The sequence below is a fragment of the Stenotrophomonas sp. YJH_SMC_80 genome, from assembly GCF_059372495.1.
Genome location: NZ_JCAFVP010000004.1, coordinates 396,969 through 414,761 on the forward strand (window position 1 = coordinate 396,969; position 17,793 = coordinate 414,761).

Below are 17,793 nucleotides of genomic sequence, written 5' to 3' on the forward strand. Positions count from 1 at the left end.
ACAGGATGGCAACGTCCCCGCTACCGGTACCGCCCATGGATCCGATCGCCCCGTCGCTGGCCCGCCTGCAGCAGGTGCAGGTGCGCTACCGCGACCATACCGCCCTGCAGGGCATCGACCTGCAGGTCCGCGCTGGCCAGGTGCTGGCATTGCTGGGCCGCAACGGTGCCGGCAAGAGTACCGCGATCAGCGTGCTGTTGGGCCTGCGCCGCGCCGATGCCGGCCAGGTCGAGCTGCTCGGTGGCGACCCGCAGCAGCGCAGCAGCCGCCTCGGTCTGGGCGTGATGCTGCAGAGCACCAGCCTGCCGCCGATGCTGCAGGCGGACGAACTGGTGGCGCAGGCCAGCGCCTGCTATCCGGACCCGATGCCGCTGCAGGAGGTGCTGCAGCGCGCAGGCCTGCAGGCACTGGCAGGCCGTCGCTACGGTCAGCTGTCCGGTGGCCAGCAGCGCGCGGTGCAGTTCGCCATCGCGCTGTGTGGCCGCCCGCGCGTGCTGTTCCTGGACGAGCCCACCACCGGTCTGGACATCCAGGCGCGGCAGGCGATGTGGCAGGCGATCCGGCAGCTGGTGGCCGAAGGCTGCGGCGTGCTGCTGACCACCCACTATCTGGAAGAGGCCGAAGCGCTGGCGCAGCAGGTGCTGGTGCTGGAGCAGGGCAGGGTGCTGGCCGATGCACCGTTGAGCGAGCTGCGCCTGGCCGATCGGCCGCGCCGCATCCGCTGCCGCAGCGTGTTGACTGTTGAAGAGGTACAGCAGTGGCCGGGCGTGCAGCAGGTGCAGCGTGATGGCGAGCACCTGCAGTTGCTGGCGAGCCCGGCCGAGCCGGTGGTGGCGCGCCTGCTGGCCGCCGATGCACAGCTGCGTGAGCTGGAAGTACAGGGCGCGGCACTGGCCGACGCTTTCCTCGACATGACCCGGGAGGCCGCATGAACACGATGACCCGTACCGGCACCACACCCGCGCCGGTATCGGCGTGGCGCCAGGCCTTGCGCCCGTACGGCGCTGAACTGGTGGCCGAGCTGCGCCGCGCCTGGCGTACACCCGCCTTCGCGGTGCCTTCGCTGCTGTTCCCGGTGCTGTTCTACCTGTTGTTCGGCGTGCTGTTGGGCCGCGGCCATGCACCGCTCTACCTGCTGGCCACCTACTGCGTGTTCGGTGCGATGGCCCCGGCCCTGTTCGGCTTCGGCGTGCAGCTGGCGCTGGACCGAGAAAGCGGCCTGCTGACCCTCAAGCGAGCGCTGCCGATGCCGGCGGCGGCACCGTTGCTGGCGCGACTGGCGATGGCCGTGATGTTCGCGTTGCTGGTAGCCGCCCTGTTGATCGGGGTGGCGCGCGCGCTGGGTGGCGTGCAGCTGCAGGCAGTGCAGATGCTGCAGCTGCTGGCGGTGGCGGGCCTGGCAGCGCTGCCGCTGGGGGCGATCGGCCTGCTGATCGGCAGTCATGTCAGTGCCAGCGCGGCGCCGGCGATGGTCAACCTGGTCTACCTGCCGCTGGCCCTGCTGTCGGGCCTGTGGCTGCCGTTGTCGGCGCTGCCCAAGGTGTTCTCGATGATGGCACCGCTGTGGCCAACCTGGCATCTGGCGCAGCTGGCGCTGCCGGTGGTCGGGCTGCCGTCGGTGGGCAGCATGGCTGGCCACCTGCTGGTGCTGCTGGCGGTCACGGTGGTGGCGCTGCTGCTGGCGCGCCGCCGCCTGCGCCGGATCGGCTGAACTGGCATGATCGGCAGCGATCATTCCCGCCTGGATTCTTCCGTGTCGTCGAGCTGGCTTGCGTCCCTGCTGCGCCCCGCGCCGGACTCGGCGGTGGCCGACCTGCTGCGGCGTGGCAAGTCGCCCTGGAGCGGTGCGATCCACCTGCTGTGGTCGGTCTGGATCTTCCTCACCCCGGTGCTCGGCAATGGCTTCACGGTGCGCTGGCTGCTGCTGACCGTGGCCAGCTATCCGCTGTTCCTGCTGCTCTATGCGAAGGTGATGCTGGCGCCACGGCACCACGCATGGCGCTATGCGCTGGGCATGATCCTGATGGCCCTGGTGCTGCTGCCGTGGTATCCGTCGGGACTGAGCTACTTCGTGTTCGGTTGCGTGATGATCCGCATGAGCAGCCGTGGCGGCTGGTGGGTGTACCTGTTGCAGCTCACCGGCCTGAACCTGTTGTTCTGCGGCGCTGCACTCTACGTCGGTTATCCGTGGCAAGCCATGGTGTGGATGCCGGCCGTGTCGTTCATCGTCGGCCTGGTGGTGAACGTGGAGGCCTTGAGCCATCAACGGGACGTTGCCCTGCAGCTGTCCCAGGACGAGGTGCGGCGGCTGGCCACCACCGCCGAGCGCGAGCGTATCGGCCGCGATCTGCATGACCTGCTGGGCCACACGCTGTCGCTGATCACGCTGAAGCTGGAACTGGCGCGCAAGCTGTACGACCGTGATGACGCGCGCGCGCGGCAGGAGATCGGCGAAGCCGAGGCGATCGCCCGCGAGGCGCTGGCCCAGGTGCGCAGTGCGGTGACCGGCATCCGCGCCAGCGACCTGGCTGGCGAGCTGGCCTCGGCGCGCCTGCTGCTGGAATGCCAGCAGGTACACCTGCAGTACACACCGCCGCCGCCGATGCCGGTCGAAGTGGAACGTGGGCTGGCGCTGGTGCTGCGCGAGGCTGCGACCAACATCGTGCGCCACGCACAGGCGACCCGGGTGCAGGTGGATTTCATGCTTGAGGAACGACAGTTGGTGATGCAGATACGCGATGACGGCCGCGGTGGCGTACAGGCCGAGGGCAACGGATTGTGTGGCATGCGCGAACGGGCGATGGCGCTGGGCGGCCAGTTGTCACTGCAGTCGCCGCGCGGCGAAGGCACCCTAGTGACCGTGCGCGTGCCACTGGTGGCCGCGACCACGCCGCTGTCGTCAGCATCATTGGCACGGGATGGTGCCGCATGATCCGCATCCTGCTTGCCGAAGACCAGGCGATGGTGCGCGGTGCATTGTCGGCGCTGCTGGGCCTGGAGCCGGACATCGAGGTGCTGGGCAGCGCTGCTGACGGCGAGGCGGCGTGGCGCATGCTGCAGCAGCTGCAGCCGGACATTCTGGTCACTGACATCGAAATGCCTGGCCTGTCCGGGCTGGAACTGGCCCAGCGCATCGCCCGCCACGAGTTGCCGATCAAGGTCGTGATCGTGACCACCTTCGCCCGTGCCGGTTTCCTGCGCCGCGCGCTGGAAGCGGGCGTGCTGGGCTACCTGCTGAAGGACGCACCGGCCGAGAACCTGGCCGATGCCCTGCGCAAGGTGAAGCAGGGCATCCGCGCGATCGACCCGCAGCTGGCACTGGATGCGTGGTCGCAGGCCGACCCGCTGACCGATCGCGAGCGCCGCGTGCTGCGGCTGGCGGGCGAGGGCCGTACCGCCAGCGAGATTGCCGAGCAGCTGGGGTTGTCGCATGGCACGGTGCGCAATTACCTGTCCGAGTGCATCGGCAAGCTGGGGGTGGCCAACCGGATCGAGGCGTACCGGCTGGCGCGGCAGAAGGGATGGTTGTAGGGGCGTGCGCCGACGCACTGGTAGCGCCGGGCGCTGCCCGGCGGATTGTTTCCGCGACCGCGGAGGGGGTGTCACTTTCTTTGCTCGTGCACCACGCTGCAGGAGCAGCGTGGAACGGCGTAGCCGGCCCGTAGGGTGGCGCACATGGATGTGCGCCATCAAGAAAGTAACCAAAGAAACGCTCCGCCGGCCGCGAGCCGGCGTGCTTCGCACGCCGGTGCCCTGCGCTCCTCGGTCCGTCGAGGGACGGCGCGGGAACTCGCTGCGCTCAGACACCCGCACCTCTTCGCCCTCGCCGGACCTGCGGTGCTCGGCTCGCTCAAGGCGGACTGGAAGGTCAAGATCAACGGCAACAGCATCCACGCATGGCGTGGATCTACTGGGCGCAGCTGTCGCTCTTGATGTTGGGTCCGCCTTGAGCGAGCCGAGCATCGCAGGGGAATCAGGGGCGAAGAGGCGCCGGTGTTTGAGCGTAGCGAGTTCGGCGCCGTCCCCTGATTCACCGAGAAGCACAGGGTACCGGTGCGCAGCACCGGCTCGCGCTCTGGCGGCGCGTTTCTTTTGGTTACTTTTCTTTTCGCGCGAAAAGAAAAGTGACACCCCCCCGCGGTCGCGGAAAACAATCCGCCGGGAACACCCGGCGAACCCCATCAATCCTTCCCGCGCGCCATCGCCTGGAACACGCCATCCCGCCGCACCCACAAATGGAACAGCGCCGCCCCCACATGCATCAGCACCGTGGCGAACAACACATACGCCAGCAGGCTGTGCGCATTACGCAGCGCGGCATACAACGCCGGGGTGTGCGGCACGATCGGCGGCAGGTGCAGGCCGCCCCATAGCACGATCGGGTAACCGCCGGCCGACAGCATCGCCCAGCCGATCAACGGCATCGCCAGCATCAGCGCATACAGCATCCAGTGCGAGGCCTTGGCCGCCATCACCTGCCACACCGGCAGGTCGGCCGGCAGCGGCGGCGGGCGGTGGCGCAGGCGGTTGTACAGGCGCAGCAGCACCAGCAGCAGGATCGCGATGCCCAGTGGTCGGTGCAGGTCGATCAGCATCGGCCGCAGGTGCAGCGAGGCGACCATGGTCACGCCGATGAACAGCATGGCGATGATCATCAGCGCCATGGTCCAGTGCAGCACCCGCGCCAGCAGGTTGAAGTGGCCGTTGCCGGTGCTCATCGTGCGGCCTCCTTCGGTTGCTCGACGTTGCCGCTGGCGCGCTCGCGCTCGCGGCGGTTGAAGGATTGCGAGTACACCGCAGAGCGTGCGGCCAGGATCGGATCATCACTGCCGCGCACGCCACTGGGCAGGATCAGCGGATCGAAGTTGATCTGGCCGCAGGCGCCTTCCTCCTGCGACTGCATGCGGTCCAGGCTGAGTACGCCGGCCACCACCTGATCACGCGATTCGGGCCACGGTACCGACGGATCATCGATGGCATCGCGAGGCTCGGCGGTGGTCACGACCAGGTTCCAGCGCACCGGGCCGCTGGCCAGGCGTTGTTGCAGTTCCTGGCTGAGGAAATCGACGCTGGCCTGCTTGCGCGTTTCCGCATCCATCTCCACCACCGGCGCCTGCGGCTGCCAGCGCCAGCGCACCGCGCGCTTCTGGCCCTGCGCGTTGGTGAACCAGAAGCTGTTGACGCTGTTGAAGGTGGTGTCGGCCCAGCTGCTGGTCCACGGTGCCGTCCTGGCCCACTGCTGGAACGCCTGTGCACTGGGGTATTTCGCCAGCACCGCGGCCATCTTCTGCGGGTCGGGCTTGCCGGTGGCCGGGTCGGGAATGGAGGCGCGCGTCTGCTCGTAGAACGCCTCGGCATCGGGCACCGCGAAGAACGGGAAGCTGTTCATTGCCATCCGCCATTCCTGGCCGTCATCGCCGACCATCTGCACCGCCAGGCTGCGTACGCGCGCGGTGTTGTCGGCGCCGTAGGGATCACCGCCGCCGATCGACAGGCGGCCCATCACCGGCACGCGGCGCTGCGAGAAAACCCGTGCACTGGACAGGGTAGGGGCCTGTGCACTGGGTTCGAACCAGCCGCTCACGCAGATGCCCTTGCTGTGCGCCCGGCGGAACCCGGGATGTGCCGGGCCGGTGGCTTCGATGGTGTCGGTGAAGCGCTGCGCGGTCAGGCGGTCGCCAATCCAGCCGGCCAGCCAGGCGAAGGCCAGCGCGACGGCACCCAGAATGAGTGCGATCAGTGCGATCCAGAGCAGGGGGGAATGCTTGCGTGGCGCGCCCTGCGTCTGGCCAGCGCGGGTGTAGCGGAAGAGCGACATGGTCGGAGTCCTGCCTTCACGGAGCGTGTGGGTGGTCGACCCACACATCCTCGCAGAACCCGGCCGGGGCCGAAATTCAATTTTTCGTCAGAATTTCCGGGGACGGCGTGCCGACCAACGGTCGGCACCCAACCGATCAGCTGTAGCGCTGCTTCAGCATCGTCCACGCCGAGCGCAGCGCCAGCGCTTCGCCACCGGCCGGACGGCCCGGGCGCTCGCCGTCGTTCCAGGCATACACGTCCAGGTGCGCCCAGCGCTGGCCGTCTTCCACGAAGCGTTCCAGGTACAGCGCGGCGGTAACCGAGCCGGCCATGCGCGAACCGGCGTTGGCCAGGTCGGCGATGCCGCTGCTCAGGTAGCGCAGGTAGGGGCGCCACAGCGGCATGCGCCAGACCGGGTCGCGGGTCGCGTCACCGGCCTGCAGCCACTGCTGGGCCACCGTGTCGTCGTTGCTGAACAGTGCCGGCAGGTCCGGGCCCAGGGCGATGCGCGCGGCACCGGTGAGGGTGGCGAAGTCCAGCACCAGGTCCGGTTTCTGCTCACCGGCGAAGGTCAATGCGTCGCACAGGATCACGCGGCCCTCGGCGTCGGTGTTGTCGATCTCCACGCTCAGGCCCTTGCGGGTGGCGATGACCTCGCCCGGACGGAACGCATCGGGGCCGATCGCGTTTTCCACAGCGGGCACCAGCAGGGTCAGGCGCACCGGCAGCCCGCGCGCCATCACCAGGCCGGCCAGGGCCAGTGCGTGCGCGGCGCCGCCCATGTCCTTCTTCATGTTGCGCATGCCGTCGGCCGGCTTGATGTCCAGCCCGCCGGTATCGAAGCACACGCCCTTGCCCACCAGCACCAGTGCCGGGTCGGTCTCCCTGCCCCAGCGCAGCACGACCAGGCGCGGCGCACGATGCGAAGCGCGGCCCACGGCGTGGATGGCCGGGAAATTCTGCTTCAGCAGTTCGTCGCCGGTAATCGCCTCGACCTGCGCACCATGTGCATCGGCCAGCGCGCGCGCGGCGTCTTCCAGCTGCTGCGGGCCCATGTCTTCGGTCGGGGTGTTGACCCAGTCGCGCACGCGCAGGCTGGCGGCGATCAGGTCGGCCACTTCGCCGGTCGGCGAGGCCACCAGCTGCGCCGGTGCGCGGTTGCGCCTGCGATAGCGGTCAAAGCGGTAGCTGCCCAGGCCCCAGCCCAGCTGCAGCAGCGCCAGTTCGGCGGCCGGCAGTTCATTGGCCAGCTGCCAGACGCTGCCTTCCGGCAGCGCGTGCGGCGCATGCGCATAGCTGTAGGCATCGGCACGATCACCCACGCCCATCACGGCACCGGCCAGGCCGTCGGCGCCCGGCAGCAGTGCCACGCTGTGGGCGCCGGCGTTGAAGCCCTGCGATGCCAGCCACGCCTGCGTGGCAGCCGGCTGGCTGTCCTTCCAGGCGGCGAACTGCTCGCGGTCCAGCACGTACAACGGCAGCGCCGCAGCGGTGTCGGCGGTGAAACCAGTGATCTCGCTCATGCGTCAGGTACTCCGGGGTGCGGCGGCGTCGAGGTTGGCATCCAACCAGTCGGCCAGGCCGGTAAGGGTGTCGAACTGCAGGTCCGGCTGCAGCTGCGGATGGGTCCAGGTGGCTGCGTCGCGGTTGATCCAGCAGCCGCGCAGGCCGGCGGCAATCGCCCCGGCCACGTCCATGTCGACATGATCGCCGACGTGCAGCACCTGTGCCGGTGCCGCACCCAGGCGGGTGCACGCGGCATGGAAGATGCTGGCTTCGGGCTTGGCCGCGCCGTGTTCGCGCGAACCCAGCTGGAAGGCGAAATGATGGGCCAGGCCGATCCGCTCCAGGTCGGCGTTGCCGTTGCTCAGCGCCGCCACCGGTACCCGTGCGGCAATGCGCGCCAGCGCGTCGATCGCATCGGGATAGCACTCCACCTGGTTGCGCGCGGCGTAGAACACTTCGTACGCAGGCTCCAGCAGATCGAGGCTGGCACCGCTGGTGTGCAGTGCTTCGTGCAGGGTCAGCCGGCGCAGCGCACTCAGGTCGTGGTGGAGGTGCGGATGGGCGTGGTACAGCCGCTCGCGCAGTTCGCGCATCGCCTCCACCGGATACATCGCGGCGGTAGCGGGGCTGTGTTCGCACATCCAGGCGTGCAGAACCTGTTCGATGCGGGCGCCGATCGGAGCGAACGGCCACAGCGTGTCGTCAAGGTCGAGGGTGATGGCTTGGACGGGGAAATTCACCCCGCCATTCTACCCCTGCCCGCGCGGGCTTTCATGCGACGCGGCGGGCGGGTGGGCACTGTGGCTGGGCCGGGTCAGCGCAGGTTGTACGAGCAGGCGATGGTGGTCTGGCCGTCGAACTGCTGCACGTCCAGGTTGTGCCGCCCAACTTCCTTCGTGTAGGTGCCTGCTACCGGGTCGGACATCTTCGCCAGTGCCGCGACCTGTTCCACACTGGCCGAGCTGAAGTACGCGGTGAAACTGTCGATGCCATCCTCGCCGCTGTCGCCGTCATAGGACTGCAGCCGGTTCACGGGCTGGCCCAGCACCATCAAGGGCGTGGTCAGCCGGAACTCGCCGCTGGATTCGCCGTCCTGCACCCTTGCCGGGGCCGGTGTCAGCATCCGGGCCATGGCGTCGAACTGTATGGGCGTGAGGTGCCGCTTGCAGGTAACCGCCTCAGCAAGCTGGGTGCGCGCCTGATCGGCAGTCGGCGGTGTCGCGGCGAACGCGGGAGCGGCAATGCAGGCCAAGGCAAGGCAACGCGTGGCGAGAGAGTTCATCCGAGCGGATCCATCCGGGTAGGGCGCCATAGTCTGCCACTTCGTCCCTGTTTCTGGTTCCGCCACCTGCGTCCATCCGTTGTTGATGCCGTCACTCCAGCAGGCGTGCCCAGCCCTGCATGCCGTCCAGGCGTGCCAGCACCAGCTTGATGCACACCAGCAGCGGCACCGCCAGCAGCAGCCCGATCATGCCCCAGGCCCAGCCGAACACCATCAGCGCCAGGATCAGCACCAGCGGCGACAGCTTCATCCGACGGCCCAGCACGATCGGGGTCACCATCTGCCCTTCCAGTGTGTGCAGGCCCAGGTAGGCGGCCGCTGGCAGCAGGGCCTGCAGCGGTTCGCGGAACTCGACGAAGCCCATCAACAGCATCAGCGCCACGCCGATCAACGGACCCACATACGGCGCAAAATTCAGCAGCGCGGCCACCGTGCCCCACAGCAGCGCTTCCTGCAGGCCGATACCGAGCAGCATCAGCACGCCGGCGAACACCAGCCCGACCAGAGTGTTGATGACGCTGATGGTCAGCACGTAACGCGAGACCTCGCGTTCGATCGAACGCAGGATGTCCGTGGTGAAGCGCTGCTGCTGGCGGTTGGGGAACAGGGCGATCGCCGCGCGCTGCAGGCTCTGCCCGTAGATCATGAAGAACAGCGTCAGCAGCACCACGGCCAACACCGAGGCAGCCAGCCGCGGCGCACGGGTCAGCATGCGGTAGGGGTCGTCCAGCTGGGTGCGGATCACCTGCACCTTGTGGTTGCTGTCACCACCGGCCACGCGGGCGAAGTTTTCCGCCGCCTGGTTGGCCTGCTGCACCGGCTTGGTCAGGTCCTGCACCTGGCGGGCGACCTTGCGCAGCTGCTGTGGGGCTTCCTGCGCCCATTCCATCGCCGGGCCGATCAGCTGCACGGCCAGCGAACCGGTCACGCCCAGGCCGGCGCCGAGGATCAACAGTGCGCCCAGCGCGCGCGGAATCCACAGCTTCTGCAGCAGGCGCAGGATCGGGTTGCCGACCAGGGCGAAGAACATCGCCAGCAGCACCGGCAGGATGATGTCCTGCGCGGCCCACAGCGTGTAGCCCACCGCCAGGGTCGCCAGCACCACCAGCGACATCGGCCCGCGCGGGCGCGACGGTGGTGGCAGCGCGGCCTCTGGCTCGTCGGGGCCGGCCGGTGGCGGGGACAGGAGGGACTCGCTCATCGACGCATCAACCGGAAAGGGGAGCGCATTATCCGCCGGCCGCGATCGGCGCGGCGGATTCCATGGATCAACGTTCGGACAGCTCGGTGGCCGCTTCGGCCGGACGCGGTCCGCGCAGGTCCGGTTCTGGCTCCGGCACGGAGCGTGGTGCCGGTGCCGGCCGTGCTCCGGCAGCGGAGGCCGCTGCCTGTGCCTGCTCGCTGGCATCGTCGGCTTCTTCGGCCGCATCGTCGGCGGTGGCCGCAGCCTGCGCCGCCATCGCCGTGGCGAACGCCGCCTGCGCACTGGCGAACAGGTTCGAGACCGAACCGACCATCTGCAGCCAGCGGGCACCGTTGACCTTGCCCGGCACCTCCAGCTTGCCGGCGATGAAGCCACCGGCCAGGCCGACCACCACGATGCGCAACGGCGACCAGCCCTGTCGCCATACCTGGCCGAGGGTGGACCAGTGGTCCTGTGTCTCGCCCAGGCGCACGGTCACCACCTGTTCGCAGCGTTTTACCCGCCGCTGCAGCGCGCCGAACTTCATGGCTTGCCCTCGGGCAGCTGCACGCCGGCATCAGGGTCGTCTTCGCTGGGTTCGTCAAACAGGCCCAGGCGTGACAGCTGACGCCGGGTGGCGTGCATGCCGGTGTGGTGGAAGAAGTAGGACACCCGCCAGATCGCATAGCCGGTGACGGCCAGGCTCAGCAGCGAGGTGATCAGCAGGGCCTGCAGCCAACTCAGGCCCCAGCTCTGCAGCAGCGCGATGAGGGTGGCGGCCATCAGCAGCCACGCCGATGCACCAAACACGATCGCCACGCCGGCCCAGGCCAGCGCGCGACCGAATGCGCTGCGCGCCAGCGCGAAGTCGGCCGAGGCCAGCCGGCGCAGTGAACGCAGCGTGTGCTTGGCCGAATCGGCAGCGGCACGACCGGCCGCGCCGACCTGGCGGATGCTCTCATCCAGCGGCGGGGTGGCCGCCGGATCAGGCGCTTGCGTGTTGTCTTCGCTCACGCTGCGGCTTACTTGTCGCTGCTGCCGCGGGCCAGCTTGGCGATGATCCAGCCGGCTGCGAAGGCGACGCCGAACGAGGCCAGCGGACGTTCGCGGATCAGTTCGGCGGCGCTGTCGATCAGGTCCTTGCCCTTGTCCATCAGCGCATCGACCTGTTCCTTGGCGGCGGCACCGCCGAACTCGGCGGCGGCCAGGCCGGACAGTGCACTGTCGGACAATTCAGCCTTGACGTTGGCCTTGCCGATGCGAAGCTCGTCGGTCGCTGCACCGGTTGCACCCTTGATCGCACCGCCGGCGGCCGTAGCGGCCTGCTTCAGGTGGGAACCGGCTTCACCCAGGTGTTCCTTCAGGTTCTCGGTATTGGTGGGGCTCATCGAATCACTCCTGTTGCGATGGGGGAACGGGAGTCGGCGGTGCCGACCTGGACTGACAGCAATAGCATTGCCGGGGTATAGGGGGTGTTACGGCAGGGCGATCAGCGCATCACGAGCTGGCCCTGCTGCTGGCCATTGTTGCGCAGCACGCGCAGCACCAGCGTCGGCGGGCGCTGCTGGAAGTTGGCGCGCCAGCTGGCCAGGTCGGCGAATTCACCGACGGTGGCATCGGTGATGATGTCGCCCTGCTGCAGGCCGTTGCTGGCGGCGCGGCTGCCGCGCTTGACCTCGCTGACCAGCACGCCGCTGGCGCCAGACTGGCGCAGCGACTCGGGCAGGTCAACGAAGGTGGCCCCGCCCAGGCGCGGGTCCAGGCTGTCGCCGGTGACCGCGCGTGCCTGTTCCTTCAGCGTCGCCTTGATCTGCAGCGGCTTGCCTTCGCGGCGTACGTCCAGCGTCATCGGGCTGCCGACCGCCGCCAGGCCTTCCACGTTGTGCAGGGCTTCGGCGCTGTCCACGCGCTGGCCATTGGCCGACACCACCACGTCGCCCGGCTTCAGGCCGGCGGCGGCGGCCGCCGAACCGGCCAGCACGCGGGTGATCAGCGCACCGCGGGTTTCGCCCAGGCCCAGGCCCTGCGCGATCTGCGCGGTCAGGTTCTGGCTTTCCACGCCCAGCGTGCCGCGCACCACCACGCCGTGCTTGACCAGCTGGTCGACCACGCTGCGCGCCAGGTTCGAGGGAATCGCCAGGCCCAGGCCGATGTTGCCGGCCATGCTGCCCTGCGGGTTGAAGCTGGCAGTGTTGATGCCGACCAGCTGGCCCTGCAGGTCGACCAGCGCGCCACCCGAGTTGCCCGGGTTGATCGACGCGTCGGTCTGGATGAAGTTCTGGTAGCCCAGCCCGCGGATGCCGCTGCGGCCCACCGCCGAGACGATGCCCGAAGTGACCGTCTGGCTGAAGCCGAACGGATTGCCGATGGCCACCACGAAGTCGCCCACCCGCAACTGGTCGCTGTTGCCGAGCTTGATGTCGGTCAGGTTCTGCGCCGGAATGCGGATCAGCGCGATGTCGGTATCGCGGTCCGAGCCGAGGAATTCGGCCTTGACCGTGCGCCCGTCGGCCAGTGTCACCTGTACGTCATCGGCGTTGTCGATGACATGGTGGTTGGTCAGCACCAGGCCCTCCCTGGCGTCGATGATCACGCCCGAGCCCAGCGATTCGTTGATGCGTTCCTGCGGGATGTCCGGGAACAGACGGCGGAAGAACGGGTCGTTGAAGAAGGGATTGCGTACGCGCACCACCTGCTTGGTGTTGACGCTGACCACGGCCGGCATCGCCTTCTCCAGCATCGGTGCCAGTGACGGAACCTGCTGCCCGGCCACTGCGGCTGGCAGTGCCGCCATGGTCGGCACCACCGCTGGAAGCGGAGCGGCGTCGGCACGGTTGTCCAGGTGGGCGTTGATGCCGGTGGCAACGAAGCCACCGAAGGCGGCGGCGATTGCGAGCGTGAGCAGGGTAGGTAGCGGTCGCATGGGAGTCGGTTCGCTGGCGGGAATGGGGGCGGTTCGGCTCTACGGTAAAACAAGCTGAATGAGTGTGTCGCGATCTGGATAAATGCGCCATGAAAACCGCGCGTCGGGAGCGCGGATCGCGACGACCAGCGCTGGGCCGGTGACGACAGCGGCGGCGGCGCCCGGCAGTGTGCGGACGTCAGCCGCAGGTCGCGCGGATACAGGACGATACTTGCGCAGTTCTGCGCATCCCGGTGCCGCGACGCGCCATATTGCATGCCTTCCGCGGCATCCGGGCGGGTGCACACAACCAATGCCTGTCACGACGCGGATCATGCGGCGCAGCACTGAAAAAAAGGGGTTTCCTGTAAACACGGTGTGCCTGCAGGGATGGTCGACTACACCATCGCCGTCGCAGCAGATGCGATTGGTGGCGCATGCCCCGTTCCACGATCGTCAATGTCGGTATAGCATCGCCCCGTTTTGATACTTAAGGCCCCCAGGAGGGCAACATGAGCAACGGTAATGGTGTGTCGGTCGTGACCGACGCTGTCGAGAACGTCAAAGAAACCGCCACCAACGTTGGCGAGACCATCGCCCACGCTGCCGAAGACGCAGTGAAGTCGGTCAAGAAGACCGTCAAGCGCGCCACCAAGGCTGCCGGTACCCGCGTTGCCAAGGCCAAGAAGGCCGTGGCCAAGGTCGAGAAGACCGTTGCCAAGAAGGCCGAAAAGGCTGCCAAGTCGGTCGGCAAGACTGTTGCCAACGCCAAGAAGAAGCTGGAAGCGGCCAAGAAGAACGCCAAGGCCGAAGCCGCTGCCCTGAAGAAGGAAGTGGCCAAGAAGAAGGCCGCTGCAGGCAAGGCTGTGACCAAGAAGGCCGCCGCTGCCAAGAAGACCACCAAGGCCGCCACCAAGGCTGCCGGCAAGAAGGTCGCCACCGTGAAGAAGGCTGCCACCAAGAAGGCCGCCGTCGCCAAGAAGACCGTTGCCAAGAAGACCGCGGCCGCCAAGAAGGTGATCGGCAAGAAGGTCGCCACCGCCAAGAAGGCTGTGGCCAAGAAGACCGTCGCCGCCAAGAAGGTCGCTGGCAAGAAGGCCGTGGCTGCGAAGAAGGTTGTCGGCAAGAAGGTTGCCGCCACCAGGAAGGTCGCCACCAAGAAGACCGCCGCCGCCAAGAAGGTTGTCGGCAAGAAGGCTGCTGTGGCCAAGAAGGCCGTCGGCAAGAAGACCGCTGCTGCCAGGAAGGTTGTCGGCAAGAAGACCGCCGTTGCCAAGAAGGCAGCTGGCAAGAAGGTTGCCGCCACCCGCAAGACGGTTGCCAAGAAGGCTGCCCCGCTGAAGAAGGTCGCCGCCAAGAAGGCTCCGGCCAAGAAGGCCGTGCGCAAGGCCGCCAAGCGCAAGTAATCGCGCCGTGACCGAAGGCCCTGCCACCCACCGGGTGGTGGGGCCTTTCGCGTTTCCGGGACACTGTCCGGGGCAAGATGCAGGTTCTTCCCGCCGGAGCCCCGGGCATGCGCGGTATCGACTTCAGTTCCTGGCAGGGCGTGCTGTCCACCTTGGCCGGCCTGGTCCTGATCACCCTGCTGGGCGTGGGCATCCGCCTGCTGGTGATGCAGACCCTGCAACAGCGCCGCGAGCGCGAGAACCGGCAGATCAACGAACGGCTGCGCACGCTGATGGCGGCCTACAAGACCCTGGGCGGTTCGTTCACCGGCGAACTGGGCGTGGATCCCAGCCATCGCCGCGACCTGCGCCAGCGCGAAGATGCCGAAGGCATCGCCGAACCCCGCTCGGATCGCGCGCGCCGCATCCGCGATGCCGTTGAAGCGGCGCTGTCGGACATCCTGCTGCTGGGCACCGACGAACAGGTGCGGTTGGCTGCGCGCGCTGCCAACGATCTTGCACAGGGGCGACCGGTGCATACCCACGAACTGGTGGTCTCGCTGCGCGACTTCGTGCGCGAAGCGCTGGACCTGGCGCCGATTCCGGCCGACCTGCAGATACCGCCGCAGGGGCCGACCCGGCCGGGCGGTGCCAGTGGCAAGGGCCGCAACGACGGCGATGCCAAGGGCGGTCGTGCGGGTGGAGGCGGCGGTGGCGGCGGTGGCGGAATGGGGGCCGGCATGGGCGGTGTGGGCCTCGGCGCCGGCGCCGCACTGGGCGCCGGCCATGCCTCCGCCAGCGATGGAACGGACGCGCGCTGAGCACGTCCGCCCGGTTCAGCGGGTCAGTTCGTAGATCGGCACGAAGCCACCGTAGATCATCCGCGCGCCGTCGAACGGCATCGGATTCGTCGCTGGATCAAACCTTGGGTCTTCCATCATCTTCTTCATGCCGGCGTCGCGGGTCGGCTTGTCCGGCCATTCGATCCAGGAAAACACCACCGTCTCGTCCGGCGTGGCTTTCACCGCGCCGAAAAAGTCGGTGGTCTTGCCGTGCGGTACGTCGTCACCCCAGCACTCGACCACGCGCAGCGCGCCGTACTCGATGAAAACGGGATCCCCTGTGCGTGCATGGGCGAGGAACTTCTCTTTGTTGGCGGTGGGCACCGCCAGGACGAAACCATCGATGTAGCTCATTGCCTGCCTCCGGATGGACCGTGCCGCATGCACGGCCTTCAAGTACACGACGAACCAGAGCGTCGGGGATCGACATCCTCTGGGCGCCCGTTCAGCCCGGGCCACCGGGCAGCGGTGCCAGCACCGTATCCGGTGGCTGCTGGCCGGCCAGGTGGCGCACGAAGTAGTCCCACATGCGGTGCGTGTAGGTGGCGTCGTTGCGGAACAGCTCGTGGTCCTGCCGGGCCAGGTACAGCAGGTCGTAGCTGCGCTGGGCCTTGTTCAAGGCGGCGGCCAGCTGCAGGGTCAGCGCCGGCGGTGCGTTTTCGTCCAGCTCGCCATAGACCAGCATCAGATGCCCGCGCAGGTTGCCGGCCAGCGCTGCGTTGTCGAGCCCGGCAAAGGGCGCCGGCACGCCATCGGTCATGGCCGTGGCTGGCAGCACGCCACCGAACAGCCGGTCCATGCCGTGCAGGGCGCCGCCGTACATGCCCTGGAAATTGTGACTGCCGGCCGAGGCCACGCCAACCTTGTAGAACGCCGGGTAGCGCAGCAATGCCCGCGCCGCGCTGTAACCGCCGAACGAATGCCCGTAGATGCCGACCCGCTGCAGGTCGATGCCCGGGTAGCGTTCGCCCAGCTGGCGCAGCGCGGCCACATGGTCATCCAGCTGCACATCGGCGCCGTGCAGGAAGCTGCTGTCATGGAAGGCCTTGTCGCGGCCGCCGGTGCCGCGCGCATCGATGCTGACCACCACGAAGCCAAGCTCGGCCAGGCTGGCGCGTGACACCGGATTCAGCGCGGACACCGCCTCGGCGTAGGTCACCGGGGCATTGCTGATGAAGGCGCCGCCGTACATTGCATCGATCACCGGGAAGCTGCCGTCATCGCGATAGTCGCGGGGCAGGTAGACGGTGGCGAAGATCGGCGTGCGCCCGTCGGCGGCCAGCAGACGTTCGCGCCGCGGTGGGCGCCACCCCGCAGCAAGCACTGCCCGGTTGTCCGCCGCTTCCAGCACCAGCAGCTCGCGACCGTCATCGCTGGCCCGCAGCAGGGTGCGTGGTGGCTGGTCGAGACGGGAAATGGTGTCCACCAGATAGCCACCGCTGGGCGACAGCGCCTGGGGTGCGCGCCCGCCGAACAGCGCGCCGGTACCGGCATCGGCCATGTGGTCGTAGCCATCGGCGGCCAAGCGTTGGATCGGCCCTCCCTGCAGCGATACCCGGTACAGGCCGCGCACGTAGGGGTCGCCATCGTCGACGCCACCGGCGCTGAAGTACGCCCAGCCACCGACAGCGTCCACACCCAGCAGGTCGCGCACCGCCCAGTGGCCGCGGGTGAGCTGGCGCAGCACTTTGCCATCGGACAGGCGCACCCGGTACAGATGGCCCCAACCATCGCGCTGCGAGAACCACACGGCGGTGTCCTGCCCGGGCAGGATGGCCACCGCTGGCCGGTTGTAGGAATACACGTTGAGCTGCAGGCGAGTGTCGCTGGCTTCTTCCAGAACCGTGCGCAGTGCACCGCTGTTGGCATCGATCTCCACCAGGCGCAGCCTGCGCGGTGTGCCGAAGTGCGCGATCACGGCATACAACCGATCGCCGTCCCAAGCCAGGATGCCGGCCTCACTGAGCGTGTTCCAGCCCTCGGGCAGCGCGATGTCATGCTGCCTGCCGCTGGGGATATCGATCACATACAGGCTGTCGCATACCTGCTGTGCATCGCCCAGTACTCCCAGCTTCACGGTATGCACGCGCGGCCGCGCGCTGTGGGTCGGGCTGCTTTCCAGATAGGGATAGTCCTGCAGCGCGCGCTCGTCGTAGCGGATGCCGGCTGCGTAACGGCCATCGGGTGACCAGCTCACCGCAAACGGTCGTGCCGGCATCCGGCCCTGACGGCGTGGAATGCCGCGCAGGGTGAAGTCCGGCAGTACGCCATAGCCATGCCCAGCTTCACCGCCCCGGGTCAGTCGCTGCGGCGCCGCTCCAGAGCGCTGCAGCCACAGGTTGTGGTCGCGTACCTGCAGCCAGGCATCACCGCCGGGCGACGGCAGTGCATCAGCCGGCGGCAACGCCTGTTGTGCGGCCGTGCACTGCAGGCGTGGCCATTGGCAATCGACGGGCACTTCTCCGCTGAACCGCAGGCGCAGGCCATCGTCCGCCTGCTGCACGCTGGCCAGGCGCAGGCGTGGCCCGCTGGCACCGAGCGGTGCAACCGCAGCGTCCAGCGCAGTGGGTTCGAACAGGGTCTGGCGTGTCGCCTGGACGGGATCGACCAGTACCGCCTGGCGCCGGCCCTGAGTGTCTTCGCGCTCATACCAGAATCGTCCATCGGCCAGCCAGTGGGGCAGGACCGAAGCATTGCGCAGCGCGCCGCGCAGATGACTGTCATGCACGCGTTCGGCGCGCTGGTAGTCGGCCGCCTGCAGCGCATGTGCGGTGTGTGGCGACAAGAGGGCAATGCAGGCAAAGACAGCGGCGCGGACACACGTCCGCAGCGGATCGGAAACGAGCAAGGCAACCTCCTGTTGCAATCGTCGAAGGATTACAGATGCACGCGCG

Annotated in this window: 18 protein-coding genes; 6 read left to right on the forward strand and 12 right to left on the reverse strand. The window is 68.1% G+C overall.

Translation table 11 applies throughout. From position 1 onward, the window contains the following. Positions 1-35: 35 nt before the first annotated feature. From AC5P99_RS10060 to AC5P99_RS10075, 4 genes are read left to right on the forward strand one after another with little or no spacing between them, the layout of a single operon-like run. The gene (locus AC5P99_RS10060; protein WP_108269906.1) at positions 36-932 is read left to right on the forward strand and encodes an ABC transporter ATP-binding protein; all 897 of its coding nucleotides are present in this window, start codon (positions 36-38) and stop codon (positions 930-932) included. After that, positions 929-1,711 (forward strand): ABC transporter permease, encoded by a 783-nt coding sequence (locus AC5P99_RS10065; protein ID WP_049449513.1) that lies wholly within the window; start codon positions 929-931, stop codon positions 1,709-1,711. The genes AC5P99_RS10060 and AC5P99_RS10065 overlap by 4 nt, the downstream gene beginning before the upstream one ends. Positions 1,712-1,717: 6 nt before the next feature. After that, the gene (locus AC5P99_RS10070; RefSeq protein WP_108269904.1) at positions 1,718-2,932 is read left to right on the forward strand and encodes a sensor histidine kinase; all 1,215 of its coding nucleotides are present in this window, start codon (positions 1,718-1,720) and stop codon (positions 2,930-2,932) included. Beyond that, positions 2,929-3,531 (forward strand): response regulator transcription factor, encoded by a 603-nt coding sequence (locus AC5P99_RS10075; protein ID WP_005407733.1) that lies wholly within the window; start codon positions 2,929-2,931, stop codon positions 3,529-3,531. Before AC5P99_RS10070 ends, AC5P99_RS10075 begins: the two co-directional genes overlap by 4 nt. A 650-nt stretch (positions 3,532-4,181) precedes the next feature. On the opposite strand, the gene AC5P99_RS10080 is transcribed toward AC5P99_RS10075, so the two are convergent. The 10 genes from AC5P99_RS10080 to AC5P99_RS10125 all read right to left on the reverse strand — a co-directional run bounded on the left by AC5P99_RS10080 (position 4,182) and on the right by AC5P99_RS10125 (position 12,693). Beyond that, a complete protein-coding gene (locus AC5P99_RS10080) occupies positions 4,182-4,718 on the reverse strand; it encodes a cytochrome b (protein WP_088436371.1) in 537 nt (178 codons plus the stop codon). After that, on the reverse strand, positions 4,715-5,818 hold the full coding sequence (locus AC5P99_RS10085; RefSeq protein ID WP_495213114.1) for a catalase family peroxidase: 1,104 nt from the start codon (positions 5,816-5,818) through the stop codon (positions 4,715-4,717). The genes AC5P99_RS10080 and AC5P99_RS10085 overlap by 4 nt, the downstream gene beginning before the upstream one ends. Positions 5,819-5,954: 136 nt before the next feature. Then, positions 5,955-7,322, reverse strand: coding sequence for a leucyl aminopeptidase family protein (locus tag AC5P99_RS10090; RefSeq protein ID WP_495213115.1), 1,368 nt, complete (start codon positions 7,320-7,322; stop codon positions 5,955-5,957). 3 nt (positions 7,323-7,325) lie between these two features. Next, positions 7,326-8,045: an HAD family hydrolase gene (locus tag AC5P99_RS10095; protein ID WP_024956412.1), complete on the reverse strand. Its 720-nt coding sequence runs from the start codon at positions 8,043-8,045 to the stop codon at positions 7,326-7,328. A 74-nt stretch (positions 8,046-8,119) separates the two neighbouring features. Continuing rightward, positions 8,120-8,437, reverse strand: a complete 318-nt coding sequence (locus AC5P99_RS10100) for a hypothetical protein (RefSeq protein WP_223846454.1) — start codon at positions 8,435-8,437, stop codon at positions 8,120-8,122. 241 nt (positions 8,438-8,678) lie between these two features. Continuing rightward, a complete protein-coding gene (locus AC5P99_RS10105; protein ID WP_038646216.1) occupies positions 8,679-9,788 on the reverse strand; it encodes an AI-2E family transporter in 1,110 nt (369 codons plus the stop codon). Between the two features lie 67 nt (positions 9,789-9,855). After that, on the reverse strand, positions 9,856-10,317 hold the full coding sequence (locus tag AC5P99_RS10110; protein ID WP_005411983.1) for a hypothetical protein: 462 nt from the start codon (positions 10,315-10,317) through the stop codon (positions 9,856-9,858). Next, on the reverse strand, positions 10,314-10,784 hold the full coding sequence (locus AC5P99_RS10115; protein ID WP_005407741.1) for a phage holin family protein: 471 nt from the start codon (positions 10,782-10,784) through the stop codon (positions 10,314-10,316). The genes AC5P99_RS10110 and AC5P99_RS10115 overlap by 4 nt, the downstream gene beginning before the upstream one ends. A gap of 8 nt (positions 10,785-10,792) precedes the next feature. After that, on the reverse strand, positions 10,793-11,158 hold the full coding sequence (locus AC5P99_RS10120) for a hypothetical protein (RefSeq protein ID WP_004153835.1): 366 nt from the start codon (positions 11,156-11,158) through the stop codon (positions 10,793-10,795). A gap of 101 nt (positions 11,159-11,259) precedes the next feature. Then, a complete protein-coding gene (locus tag AC5P99_RS10125; RefSeq protein WP_012478904.1) occupies positions 11,260-12,693 on the reverse strand; it encodes a Do family serine endopeptidase in 1,434 nt (477 codons plus the stop codon). Between the two features lie 491 nt (positions 12,694-13,184). Here AC5P99_RS10125 and AC5P99_RS10130 point away from each other — a divergent pair, with 491 nt between their 5' ends. Both AC5P99_RS10130 and AC5P99_RS10135 read left to right on the forward strand, forming a co-directional pair. After that, positions 13,185-14,078 carry a histone gene (locus AC5P99_RS10130; RefSeq protein ID WP_495213116.1) on the forward strand — a complete coding sequence of 298 codons (894 nt, stop codon included), beginning with the start codon at positions 13,185-13,187 and terminating at the stop codon, positions 14,076-14,078. A gap of 107 nt (positions 14,079-14,185) precedes the next feature. Then, complete coding sequence (locus AC5P99_RS10135; protein ID WP_005411986.1) at positions 14,186-14,878, forward strand: hypothetical protein; 693 nt, start codon at positions 14,186-14,188, stop codon at positions 14,876-14,878. 15 nt (positions 14,879-14,893) lie between these two features. Here the strand turns inward: AC5P99_RS10135 and AC5P99_RS10140 are convergent, their stop codons facing one another. Beyond that, positions 14,894-15,253, reverse strand: coding sequence for a DUF1428 domain-containing protein (locus AC5P99_RS10140; RefSeq protein WP_005407745.1), 360 nt, complete (start codon positions 15,251-15,253; stop codon positions 14,894-14,896). A gap of 91 nt (positions 15,254-15,344) precedes the next feature. After that, on the reverse strand, positions 15,345-17,747 hold the full coding sequence (locus AC5P99_RS10145; protein WP_495213117.1) for a S9 family peptidase: 2,403 nt from the start codon (positions 17,745-17,747) through the stop codon (positions 15,345-15,347). Positions 17,748-17,793: the final 46 nt, after the last annotated feature.